Source organism: Paenibacillus forsythiae T98 (genome assembly GCF_000520735.1).
Lineage (GTDB): Bacteria > Bacillota > Bacilli > Paenibacillales > Paenibacillaceae > Paenibacillus_AQ > Paenibacillus_AQ forsythiae.
Genome location: NZ_ASSC01000148.1, coordinates 1 through 11,946 on the forward strand (window position 1 = coordinate 1; position 11,946 = coordinate 11,946).

At 50.2% G+C, this 11,946-nt stretch carries 15 protein-coding genes and 1 pseudogene; all 16 read left to right on the forward strand.

The window, feature by feature from the left end; genetic code table 11:
* Positions 1–811, forward strand: an 811-nt coding sequence (locus L692_RS27850) for a flagellar hook-length control protein FliK (RefSeq protein WP_025697961.1), incomplete at its 5' end; no start/stop codon positions are given.
* 25 nt (positions 812–836) lie between these two features.
* Positions 837–1,316: a flagellar hook capping FlgD N-terminal domain-containing protein gene (locus L692_RS0105630; RefSeq protein WP_025697963.1), complete on the forward strand. Its 480-nt coding sequence runs from the start codon at positions 837–839 to the stop codon at positions 1,314–1,316.
* Positions 1,313–1,705: a TIGR02530 family flagellar biosynthesis protein gene (locus tag L692_RS0105635; RefSeq protein WP_025697964.1), complete on the forward strand. Its 393-nt coding sequence runs from the start codon at positions 1,313–1,315 to the stop codon at positions 1,703–1,705. Before L692_RS0105630 ends, L692_RS0105635 begins: the two co-directional genes overlap by 4 nt.
* A gap of 114 nt (positions 1,706–1,819) precedes the next feature.
* Positions 1,820–2,638, forward strand: a complete 819-nt coding sequence (flgG, locus tag L692_RS0105640) for a flagellar basal body rod protein FlgG (protein WP_025697965.1) — start codon at positions 1,820–1,822, stop codon at positions 2,636–2,638.
* Positions 2,639–2,779: 141 nt separating this feature from the next.
* Positions 2,780–3,004, forward strand: coding sequence for a flagellar FlbD family protein (locus tag L692_RS0105645; protein WP_025697967.1), 225 nt, complete (start codon positions 2,780–2,782; stop codon positions 3,002–3,004).
* Complete coding sequence (locus tag L692_RS0105650; protein WP_025697968.1) at positions 3,001–3,471, forward strand: flagellar basal body-associated FliL family protein; 471 nt, start codon at positions 3,001–3,003, stop codon at positions 3,469–3,471. Before L692_RS0105645 ends, L692_RS0105650 begins: the two co-directional genes overlap by 4 nt.
* Positions 3,472–3,510: 39 nt before the next feature.
* Complete coding sequence (gene fliM / locus L692_RS0105655) at positions 3,511–4,509, forward strand: flagellar motor switch protein FliM (protein ID WP_025697970.1); 999 nt, start codon at positions 3,511–3,513, stop codon at positions 4,507–4,509.
* The gene (gene fliY, locus L692_RS0105660; RefSeq protein ID WP_025697971.1) at positions 4,499–5,800 is read left to right on the forward strand and encodes a flagellar motor switch phosphatase FliY; all 1,302 of its coding nucleotides are present in this window, start codon (positions 4,499–4,501) and stop codon (positions 5,798–5,800) included. Before fliM ends, fliY begins: the two co-directional genes overlap by 11 nt.
* Before the next feature lie 27 nt (positions 5,801–5,827).
* Positions 5,828–6,193 carry a response regulator gene (locus L692_RS0105665; RefSeq protein ID WP_025697973.1) on the forward strand — a complete coding sequence of 122 codons (366 nt, stop codon included), beginning with the start codon at positions 5,828–5,830 and terminating at the stop codon, positions 6,191–6,193.
* Between the two features lie 9 nt (positions 6,194–6,202).
* Positions 6,203–6,730, forward strand: a complete 528-nt coding sequence (locus L692_RS0105670) for a flagellar biosynthetic protein FliO (RefSeq protein WP_025697975.1) — start codon at positions 6,203–6,205, stop codon at positions 6,728–6,730.
* The gene (gene fliP / locus L692_RS0105675; protein WP_025697977.1) at positions 6,727–7,491 is read left to right on the forward strand and encodes a flagellar type III secretion system pore protein FliP; all 765 of its coding nucleotides are present in this window, start codon (positions 6,727–6,729) and stop codon (positions 7,489–7,491) included. Before L692_RS0105670 ends, fliP begins: the two co-directional genes overlap by 4 nt.
* Positions 7,492–7,513: 22 nt before the next feature.
* A complete protein-coding gene (gene fliQ / locus L692_RS0105680) occupies positions 7,514–7,783 on the forward strand; it encodes a flagellar biosynthesis protein FliQ (protein ID WP_025697979.1) in 270 nt (89 codons plus the stop codon).
* A gap of 8 nt (positions 7,784–7,791) precedes the next feature.
* Positions 7,792–8,577 (forward strand): flagellar biosynthetic protein FliR, encoded by a 786-nt coding sequence (gene fliR / locus L692_RS0105685; RefSeq protein ID WP_025697981.1) that lies wholly within the window; start codon positions 7,792–7,794, stop codon positions 8,575–8,577.
* 18 nt (positions 8,578–8,595) lie between these two features.
* Positions 8,596–9,684, forward strand: coding sequence for a flagellar biosynthesis protein FlhB (gene flhB / locus L692_RS0105690; protein ID WP_025697983.1), 1,089 nt, complete (start codon positions 8,596–8,598; stop codon positions 9,682–9,684).
* A gap of 19 nt (positions 9,685–9,703) precedes the next feature.
* Positions 9,704–11,737: a flagellar biosynthesis protein FlhA gene (flhA, locus tag L692_RS0105695; RefSeq protein ID WP_025697985.1), complete on the forward strand. Its 2,034-nt coding sequence runs from the start codon at positions 9,704–9,706 to the stop codon at positions 11,735–11,737.
* A pseudogene (locus tag L692_RS0105700) lies at positions 11,734–11,946 on the forward strand (flagellar biosynthesis protein FlhF); the annotation flags it as partial. The gene flhA and the pseudogene L692_RS0105700, both read left to right, overlap by 4 nt.

Sequence of the window (11,946 nt, forward strand, 5' to 3'; positions counted from 1 at the left end):
GGCAATGCTGGAATCCTATGCTGGTGACGGTCTGGCTTTCAATGGAACGGCTGCACAGTCTCCGGCCTCCAATGCAATAATGGCTGGGAAGCTTGAAGAGCACCATCTGCAGAAGGCTGGTGACGTCAAGGCATCCGACAATCTGCCGGGATATAAAATGATGTCTTCCACAGAAGGTAAGGAGCATATCCAAGCAAACGAGGATACATCATCCGAATTGGCTGGAGAGCCGGATGCTTCCTCCGGAGACAGCAAAGTCATTACCGCAGGCCAGCTCCAGTTAAGAGAGGGAATTACGGCTTCCCAGAAAACAGAGCCTCCGCAGGTTCCGGTTCAGAAATTTGCCCAGGAAATGACAGGTTTCATAACAGGCAAACTGGAAATTGTTAAAAAAGGCGGAACCGCCGAGGCGACTATATCTTTGTTTCCGGAAAATCTGGGACAGGTAGATGTCAAGATTACAATGCAGAATGGTCATCTGGTCGCGCATTTTTTGACTGAGCATGCCGGAGCCAAGGATTTGCTGGAAAATCAGATGTCTCAATTGCGCGCGGCGCTTCAATCTCAAGGATTGCAAGTAGAGAAACTGGAAGTCACACAGAGCAGCACTTCTCAGCAGTCGCAGTTCTTTCAGGAGGGCCGCCACTCGGGAGCCGGAGGCCAGGGTTCCGACAGACGTTCCAAAGAGCGCAAGGAAGCTTCGGATGACGCTATTCTTGCCGCCGAGCTCGATGGAGAATGGAAAGAATGGTTGACTAGTGAAAGACAAGGTGGCCGGGACCAGACAGGCAGGTTCTCAGCCAAGGCTTAAGGAATGGAAAGAGAGGTGAAAGGTAATGGCAACCTCGGATAGCATGGTATCAACACGCAATGTATGGCCGAATTATTCGGCGGCCAACACCTCCGGAACCAGCCAGGGCGGCGAAACGCTCGGAAAAGATCAATTTCTTAAAATTTTGGTCACACAGCTGCAAAATCAGGACCCGATGCAGCCTATGCAGGATAAGGAGTTTATTGCTCAAATGGCGCAGTTCACGTCTGTTGAGCAGCTTATGAATATTTCCGGCCAGTTAGGGGCGCTCAATCAATCGCTTGGCTCGGTTTCAGGTCTGATTGGTAAAAATGTCAGCTGGCTCGATAGTTCCACTTCGCAGCAGAAATCGGGAACAGTGGATTCCATTGTAGTTAGCGGCGGCGTGCAATTCGCTCTTGTGGGCAAGGAGAAGATTGCGCTCTCAGACATCACGCAAATTAAAAACGTTGAGAGTGCCCAGGCGATGGAAGCTGGCGGCAGCGGCAGCGGGACGGAGTCATGAACGATAACAAAATAACTGTTGGTCAGATGTTTGCCGGCGTTCGGCACCCGGGCATGCTGCAGCGTTCCAACAACATTAATACCGCCGGATCTGCATTAGCCGAAGCCTCCTTTGAGACTTTGCTTCAGCGAAATATGCTGAAATTCAGCAATCATGCCATAAAACGTCTGGAACAGCGAGGGATTCAGCTTGGAAGCAAGCAGCTTGACCAGATCTCTTCGGCTGTAGAACAAGCGGCGGCCAAGGGCAGCAAGGATTCGCTCATTTTAATGAAAGATTTGGCATTGATCGTCAGTGTCGCGAACCGTACGGTGGTAACGGCAATGGATGGAAACTCCATGAAGGACAATGTGTTCACCCAAATAGATAGCGCAGTAATCATCTCATAACCCGGCCGGTCCTAACGGAAAGCCGGAGCGACCGCCGATCGACTGACGCGGTCACGCCTGTGATTATTATCCAAATTCAGGAGCCCCAAGCTCTAATTCTGGGAGGGTAAAATAATGTTAAGATCAATGTACTCTGGTGTTTCAGGCATGCGCGGTTTCCAAACCAAGTTGGATGTTATCGGCAACAACATCGCCAATGTGAACACGATCGGGTTCAAATCGGGACGCGTCATGTTCAAGGATATTATGAGCCAGACCGTTTCCGGCGTTACCGCACCAAACGATGGCGCACAGGGCGGCATCAACGCCAAGCAAATCGGGCTCGGCGTCAGCATCGGCTCCATTGACACGATGCATCTGGCTGGAAGCGCCCAAACCACCAATAATCCGACCGACCTGCGTATCGATGGAGATGGCTTCTTTCTTGTGAGACTGTCCGCAGATCAAGAGACCCCCTTTCTGACTCGTGCCGGCGATTTCCACGTCGACGCCAGCCGTAATCTGGTTACTTCCGACGGCCTTCATGTGCTGGATTCGGAAGGTGAAGCCATAACGATTGGGGATGACGTGACGGCCTTCTCGATCGGCAGTGACGGAACCATTATACAGACCATGGCCAACGGCACAACCCAGCCGGGCGTTCAAATCGGCGTAGCCAAAGTCAGCAACCCTCAGGGCCTTGAGAAGATCGGGGGCAATCTGTACCGAATGACTTTGAACGCCAACGCGGATGGCGCTTTGGAGCCAACAACCGCCAACAATGGGGAAGCGGGGACCGGAGCAATTGTGGCAGGACAATTGGAAATGTCCAATGTCGATCTGACGAATGAATTTACGGAAATGATCGTCGCCCAGCGGGGGTTCCAGGCGAATTCACGGATTATTACAACCTCGGATGAAGTGCTTCAGGAAGTTGTTAATCTGAAACGCTGATTTCGGGTTTTCCTAGCCTTTTGCTTGTTTAGCATTTTTGTAATGCCGGCTTTGCGGAATACCAGGTACATGATAGTTTAATGCATGGGTTTCAATCTGGGGGAGGCGCTCCTCTCCCAATTTATTGTTAGGAGGCCTCTTATGATTTCGGTAACACGTTTAAACGGATCGCCAATGTGGCTGAACGCCCTGCTGGTGGAAATGGTGGAAGAAAGCCCGGACACTTACATCACGCTTGTAACGGGCAAGAGGCTGATCGTTCTTGAAAAAGCCGATGAAGTTATTGCGAAAATCCGTGATTACAATAAGGAAATCGGCGCGTACTCAGCCACCATTAAAGTCCAAACACTGGAGGAGCTTTCATGAAAAAGATGCTGCCTTGGCTCATCACGATTTTATTGGCGATTACTTTAATCGTGTTGGCCGCTTTTTTGCTAATGAACAAATGGTTTTCCGACAGCAGCGGCAATGCGGTTAACGACACTGTGAACAGTGTCGAGACCAAGAAGCTGACCGCAGATGAAATCGTGGCGATGACTTCGGAAATAACCGAAATTAAAACTAATCTTGCTGATCCCGATTACATCGTTTCTATAAACTTTGCGTTTCAATTGAACTCTGAAGCAACCAAGGAAGACTTCGAAAAAATCAAAGAAATAAAAATCAAGCCGCTGATTATTAAAACACTCGCCGATGTGAAGCCCCAGGAATTGAACGGAGCCAGCGGCAAGGATCAGCTGTGCAGCAAGCTTGTCAATCTGATCAACGATGCGTTGCCCGAAGGAAAGCTGACTCAGGTGGAAATTACTTCCTATATCCTGGCGCCCATATAAGCTTGCCAAATTTCAAGTTAACTTACGGGGGGTGATTGAATGGTTGATGTACTTTCGCAAAATGAGATTGATGCCCTGCTTGCCGCACTTTCGTCCGGTGAGATGGACGCCGACGAACTTAAAAAAGAAGAAACCCAGCGCAAAATACGTTCATATGATTTCAAACGGGCGGTTCGTTTCTCAAAGGATCATATCCGAAGCCTGACCCGGATTCATGATAATTTTGCCCGCTATCTGACGACTTATTTCTCGGCACAGCTACGTACATTCGTACAGATCAATGTCGTTCAGGTCGAGCAGCTGCCTTATGATGAATTTATCCGCTCCATACCCAAGATGACTATACTGAATATTTTTGAAGCCGAGCCCTTGGAAGGCAGGATGGTAATGGAAGTGCATCCGAATATCGCCTTCGCCATGCTTGACCGGCTGCTTGGAGGAATCGGAACGGCCCCCTCCAAAATTACCGCTCTAACTGAAATTGAAACGACCATAATGGAGCGCATATTCAGCAGATGCTTTGAAAGCTTGCAGGAGGCCTGGAAGACGGTGCTGGATATTGAACCTGTTATGGAAGCGTTGGAGACGAATCCGCAGTTTATGCAGATTGTATCCCCCAATGAAACGATTGCGCTCATTTCGCTCAGCACGAAGATCGGAGATACGACTGGCATGATTAATCTATGTATCCCGCATGTCGTACTTGAGCCAATTATGTCCAGGCTGTCTGTGCACCAATGGTTTGTGTCCGAGAAAAAGGCTCGGGACGAGCAGGAAGTGGAGGCGATCAGAGCCAGCGTCAACCGGGCCCAGCTTCCAATTATTGCCGAGCTTGGAGAATCCAAAATTTCGGTAGCCGAGTTCCTTGGTCTTAATGTAGGAGATGTTATCTCGCTCAACAGGACGGTTGATGCCGGATTATCGATCAAAGTAGGCAACAAGCTGAAGTTTATCGGAAGTCCGGGAATGCTTAAAGACCGGGTAGCCGTGCAAATTGATGAGATTGTCAGCGAAGGAGTTGAAGAACTTGACGAGTAAAGATTATTTATCCCAGGAAGAGATCGACGCTCTTTTAAGACAATCGGCGGATAGCGCGGCAAGCGCACCTTCAGAGAAGACCGTGGATGATTATCTTACCCCGTTTGAGCAGGATGCCCTGGGAGAGATTGGAAACATTACGTTCGGCAGCGCCGCAACGGCGCTTTCGACACTGCTTGGCAAAAAAGTGGACATTACCACCCCGCAAGTCTCCATCATTACGCGCAGCGAGTTTCAGGAAGTCTTCCCTAAGCCTCATGTTGCTGTGCATGTACAGTATGTGGACGGCTTTCAGGGTATTAACTCACTTGTGATCAAAGTCCGTGACGCCCAGGTTATTGCCGATCTGATGCTTGGCGGCAATGGAGAGCCCATTGATGAAGAATTGAACGAGATCCATGTCAGCGCCGTGCAGGAGGCCATGAATCAAATGATGGGCTCATCCGCCACATCGATGTCCACCATCTTTAACCGGTTCGTCAACATATCTCCGCCGGGTATCGATATTCTTAATATGTCCAGCGGCGAGGGAGTGGCGAACCTGCCTGAAGACGAGACGTTGATTCGCATCTCGTTCCGTCTCAAAATTGGTGATCTGATCGACTCCACGATCATGCAGCTTTTGCCCGTTTCCTTTGCTAAAGATATGGTGAAGATGCTGATTGGAGACGCCTCAGAGCCGGCCGAAGAGCCTGCTGCTGCTGTTGAAGCGCCGGCCCCTGCCAAACCGGAGCCCGCTCAGCCCCAAGCCGCACCGGCTGCCCATCAGCCGCAGTCGGCTCCAGAGCAGCCGCCGGTACAGCCGCAGATGCCGCCAGGACAGCCGCCATATCCGGGAATGCCCGAAGGAGGATATTATTATCCCCCGTACGGAATGCCTCCTTATGGTATGCCCGCTCAGGGGATGCCTGGACCTCAGGGAATGCCTTATCCGCAGTCCCCTCCCCCAGCTTCCCAGCCAAACCGGAACGTCAACGTTCAGCCGGTTCAGTTTGCCAATCTCAGCGGAAACACATTTGGGAATGTTGACGAAAATAATTTGAACTTATTGATGGACATACCCCTAAGAGTGACCGTAGAATTAGGAAGGACCCAGAAGCAAATTAAGGATATTCTTGAGATGTCGCAGGGATCGATCATAGAGCTGGACAAGCTTGCCGGCGAACCCGTCGATATACTGGTGAACAACAAGCTGATTGCCAAGGGAGAGGTCGTGGTAATCGATGAGAACTTTGGAGTTCGCGTAACGGATATCGTAAGTCAATGGGATCGGGTTCAAAAATTACAATAAGCTTAACTTAGGGAGGATTTATTTGAAATGGCTAACCGAATTTTGATCGTGGACGATGCTGCATTTATGAGAATGATGATTCGCGATATTTTATCGAAAAACGGCTTTGAAGTGGTGGGCGAAGCCCAGGACGGTTCCCAGGCGATTGAAAAATTCAAGGAGCTGCGTCCCGACCTCATTACCATGGATATTACCATGCCTGAAATGGACGGAATCGCGGCGCTGAAAGAAATTAAAAAAGTGGATGCCAACGCCAAAGTTATTATGTGTTCCGCCATGGGTCAGCAGGCTATGGTTATCGACGCGATCCAGGCTGGAGCCAAGGATTTTATCGTCAAGCCATTCCAGGCGGACCGCGTTATCGAAGCCATCAGCAAGACGCTTGGCGTGTAGGATCGTTGCATGTCAGGCAACACCGAACTGCTTAGCACAGACAATAACCTGCTGAATTTGCTTAAAGTTATCTTTGTGTTGGCGGTCATTATCGTTATCATTATATTGCTGATCCGGTTTATGGGAAGCCGAAACCATGCTTGGATGAAAGGCCGTTCCATGCGCACTTTAGGTGCGGTGGGACTTGGCCCCAACAAGTCGATGCAGGTCATTGAAATTGGAGGCAGTCTCTATTTAATCGGGGTTGGCGAGAACGTAACGATTTTGGATAAAATCACCGATCCCGAAGAAGTAGCGTTGATCGTATCGGCATTTGAGGAGCAGTCTGTGCCAGGGGGCAATTTCTTTATTCCGCTGATTACCAAGGTAAGGGAAAGGCTGCGCGGGGAAGTTCCGTCTCAGGAAATTGATCTGAACGAGACTTCTTCTTTCTATGAAATGCTGCAATCCAGGCTGCGCTCCGCTCCGAACCGGGAAACGAAGATGGAAGAGCTGCCTGGCAGCGAAGATCAAAAGGGCAGGCAGGGGGATATATGAAAAAAAAATTATGGATTGCCTTCCTGCTGATTGGCGCTATCAGTTTTCTGGTCCTCAGTCCGATTTATGCCGCCGATCCTATTCCGAATATAGATATTCAGGTAGGAGGAGACGGCGGCCAAGCCGGCACCAGCTCCATTTCGATTCTGCTGCTGGTTACGGTTCTGAGCGTAGCCCCGGCTTTTTTGGTTCTGATGACCAGCTTTACCCGAATCGTTATCGTGCTCGGCTTTATCCGCACTTCACTCGGTACGCAGCAGATGCCGCCGAACCAGGTGCTGGTGGGACTCGCTCTTTTTCTGACGCTGTTTATTATGTCACCAACCTTGTCGACGGTGAACCAAACGGCGCTGCAGCCTTATATTAAAGGCCAGATCACGCAGACGGAAGCGCTAAACAAGGCCGCCGATCCGATGAAAGAATTTATGTTCAAATATACGCATGAGAAGGATTTGCTGCTGTTTATGAAGTATAACGGCTACACTGGCAACAACAAGCCGGCGACGTACTCTGATATTCCGCTGACAGTGCTTGTGCCTTCCTTTGCTATGAGTGAATTGAAGACGGCTTTTCAAATGGGCTTTATGATTTTCATTCCTTTCTTGATTATTGATATGGTGGTTGCCAGCACGCTCATGGCGATGGGGATGATGATGCTCCCGCCGGTTATGATCTCGCTCCCTTTTAAAATCATGCTCTTTGTGCTGGTGGACGGTTGGTATCTTGTAGTCAAATCGCTGCTGCTCAGCTACGGCACGTGACGGGGAAGAGGAGGCGAAGGGGATCAATACGGAGTTCATAATCGGTCTTGCGGGTCAAGCAGTATATCTCGTGCTTGAGGTCAGCGCGCCAATGCTGGTTCTGGGCTTGGTCGTCGGGCTGATTATCAGTGTTTTTCAAGCGACGACGCAGATTCAAGAGCAAACGCTGGCCTTTGTTCCCAAAATCGTCGCTGTGCTGCTGGCGCTGCTTCTGTTTGGCCCGTGGATTATAACGAAGCTTGTTGACTTTACGACCCAAATTTTGGGTAATCTCCATATGTATATCGGATGAATGCTATGATGGATAACATTTTGCGAGGCTTTCCCGTCTTTTTGCTTATTTTTTGTCGAATTACAGCTTTTTTTGTTATCGTGCCTGTCTTTTCTTCCCGAAGTGTACCGACCGCTTTCAAAATCGGAATTTCCTTCTTTCTGTCACTTGTCGTGTTCAGCGCCAAAGGAAGCGGTGTTTCGGTTACGGAAGACCTCGGCATTATTCTGTTGATTATCCGAGAGTCTCTCATCGGATTGCTGCTTGGGTTCATAGGCTACCTAATGTTAATGGCCATTCAGACTGCGGGCTCGTTCATCGACCTCCAGATCGGCTTCGGCATAGCCAATGTTATCGACCCAATGACCGGAGCGTCGGCGCCCATACTTGGCAATTTCAAGTATATGATTGCGCTGCTGTTGTTTCTTGGAATGAATGGCCATCATTATTTGCTTGACGCGATTGTAAACAGCTATAACTGGGTTCCCCTGGACAACGGGCTTCTTCTTAAAATGATGGACGGAAGTCTTTCGGAATTTCTTGTCCGTTCGTTCGCTCAGTCGTTTATGCTCGCTTTTCAAATGTCCGCGCCGCTGGTGACCGCGCTGTTCCTGACGGATATCGGACTGGCTTTCCTGGCGAGAACCGCGCCGCAGTACAATGTATTCGTGATCGGCGTGCCGCTGAAAATTATTATTGGGCTGGTGCTGCTCTTTATACTGATGCCTACATTGGCCACGCTGTTTCAAAGCCTGTTCAATATTATGTTCGAATCCATGCGCAATTTGCTGAGCACCATGGGGAACAGTCCGTAAAATGTAGGGGGGCCGGACATGGCTTATCGATATAAACTCGACCTTCAGCTCTTCGGCGGAGAAAAGACGGAAAAGGCGACTCCGAAGAAGCGGCGGGACGCCCGAAAAAAGGGCCAGGTTGCCAAAAGTGCCGAACTTTCGGGCGCATTGGTACTGTTGTCCGGGGTGCTGAGTCTGATGATGTTCGGCGGATTTATGAAGGAACGGTTTACGGCGCTGTTTACGGATGTCTTTATGAACCGCCTTATGATGGAGGTCACCGAGGGCAATGTAATGCAGCTGATGAGCGAATACGGGATGCAAATTCTTATTCTGCTGGCGCCACTCTTGGGCCTGACCTTCATTTTGGCTTTGATCTCCAGTGTGGCACAGGTCGGCTTTATGGTGACCGGAGAGGGTCTGGCCCCGAAATTCAGCAAGATCGATCCGCTTAAAGGCTTCAAGAACATATTTTCCATGCGGTCGCTTGTTGAAATGCTGAAATCCATCTTGAAGCTGCTGATCATCGCACTTCTGGTTTTCAGCACATTATGGGGGCAAAGAGAAGCTTTTTCATCTCTGGCCCATGTCAGTGCGGAAGATGCCTTTCGCTTTGCGGGGAAGATGACTATAAATCTCGGAATTAAAATTGGGGCGGCTCTGCTGGTTATGGCTGTTCTCGATTATATGTACCAACGCTACGAGCATGAAAAGAGTCTAAGAATGTCCAAACAGGAAATTAAGGACGAGTATAAAAAAATGGAAGGCGATCCGCTGATCAAGGGGAAAATCAGGGAGCGGCAGCGCCGGATGGCGATGCAGCGGATGATGCAGGAGGTTCCCAAGGCCGATGTCATCATCACGAACCCGACCCATTTCGCGGTTGCGCTGAAGTATGACGGATCAACAATGGAGGCGCCGCAGATCGTGGCCAAAGGCCAGGATTATGTCGCTCTTCGAATCAGGTCGCTGGCCAAGGAGCACGGCGTTATGACGATGGAAAACAAGCCGCTGGCACGCGCGCTCTTCCAAAGGACGGAAATCGGGGATTCGGTCCCCTCCGACCTGTTCCAGGCGGTAGCCGAAGTGCTGGCTTATGTATATAAACTGAAGGGCAGGGCCAGATAATGCAGGGAGGTAAGAAACATTGAAAGCTAAAGATTTAACGGTACTCGTCGGTATAATCGGAATCGTGCTTATGATGATCCTGCCTATTCCCTCTTGGCTTCTTGACCTTCTGCTGGTCATTAACATTTCAATTGCGATGACGATTATTCTGGTGGCGATGAACACGAAGGAGCCCCTTCAATTCTCCATCTTTCCATCGCTGCTGCTCATTACGACCTTGTTCCGCCTGGCGCTGAACATCTCTACAACCAAGCTGATCTTATCCGATGGCAAAGCCGGTGAGGTTGTGGCGACGTTTGGCAGCTGGATTGCGCGCGGACAGGTTGCGATCGGGTTCATCGTGTTTCTGATTTTGGTTGTCGTTCAGTTCATTGTTATCACCAAGGGCTCTGAACGCGTAGCCGAGGTGGGAGCGAGATTTACGCTCGACGCGATGCCGGGCAAGCAGATGAGTATCGACGCCGATTTGAATGCAGGCATGATCAACGAGCAGCAAGCGAGGGAGCGCCGGAGCAATATCGAGCGTGAAGCGGATTTTTACGGTTCGATGGACGGGGCGAGCAAATTCGTCAAAGGGGATGCGATCGCCAGTATTGTTATCCTGCTGATCAATTTGATCGGCGGCTTTATCATCGGGATGGCTGTACATGGAATGACATTTCAAGACGCGCTCTCGACCTACTCCGTTCTGACCATCGGGGATGGTCTGGTTAGCCAAATACCTGCTCTGCTCATTTCGACCGCAGCCGGATTGATCGTTACCCGGGCTTCTTCGGATGGAAATCTGGCGGAAGATTTGACAGGGCAATTGCTGTCTTATCCGAAGCTTTTGTACATCGTTGCCGTTACGGTCGCTTTTTTAGGCTTTTTTACACCTATTCATGCGATTACCACGCTGCCGCTGGCAGGCCTTTTGGCCTTTGCCGCTTACCGGATGACGCAGAACTTGAGCCGTAAGGCCATCGCCGAAGAGCAGCTTGTCGAAGAGCAGCAAATCGAGGAGGTCCGGAGTCCTGAAAGTGTAATCAGCCTGCTGAATGTCGATCCTATCGAATTCGAGTTCGGCTATGGCCTGATTCCGCTGGCGGATACCCAGCAGGGAGGCGATTTGCTCGACCGGATCATTATGATTCGCCGGCAGTGCGCGCTTGAAATGGGACTTGTGGTCCCCGTTATCCGGATACGCGACAATATTCAACTAAAACCGAATGAATATGTCATCAAAATTAAAGGAAATCAGGTTGGCGGCGGTGAATTACTACTTAATCACTACCTGGCAATGAGTCCCGGGTATGATGACGAATCGATTACCGGGATTGAGACGATCGAACCATCATTCGGATTGCCTGCGCTATGGATTGATGAATCGGTGAAGGAGCGGGCCGAACTGGCAGGCTATACGGTTGTCGATCCGCCGTCCGTTGTTGCCACCCATCTTACCGAACTGATTAAACGGTATGGACATGAGCTCATTGGGCGGCAGGAAACGAAAATGCTGGTCGACAATATTCGCGAAAATTATCCGGTGCTGGTCGATGAATTGATACCGTCCGTGCTCACCGTCGGGGATCTGCAGAAAGTGTTGGCCAAGCTGCTGCGCGAGAAAATCTCGATCCGGGACCTGGTTACTATTTTTGAAGCGTTGGCGGACTATGGGACCTATACGAAAGATCCGGATGTATTGACGGAATATGTGAGGCAGTCGCTGTCAAGGCAGATTACCCAACAATTTTCCCAGTCCGGAGAAACCCTGAAGGTCATTACAGTAGGACCAACGCTTGAGAAAAAAATAGCCGAGAGCGTTCAGCAATCGGAGCATGGGAGCTATCTTGCGCTTGACCCCGTGTCCACCCAAACGGTATATCAGCGTCTTATGGAGCAAATCAACCGTCTGCTGCAATCGGGGCAGCAGCCGATCGTATTGACTTCGCCTACCATCCGCATGTATCTGCGGCAGGTCATAGAGCGGACGATGCAGGATATTCCGGTGCTGTCCTATAGCGAACTTGAGCCCAATATTGAAATTCAAAGCGTTGGAGTGGTGAATCTATGAAAGTGAAGCGTTACGTTGTCGATACGATGCCGGACGCCATGCATTCCATTCGCAGCGAGCTTGGAAGTGACGCCGTCATCCTGAGCACGAAGGAAATCCGAACCGGTGGCTTTATGGGAATGTTCAGAAAAAAGAAAATCGAGGTGGTCGCCGCGGTTGACAATGAACAGAAGCCGGCGGCTGCGGGAAAAAAGGAGCTGCCGCTGCAG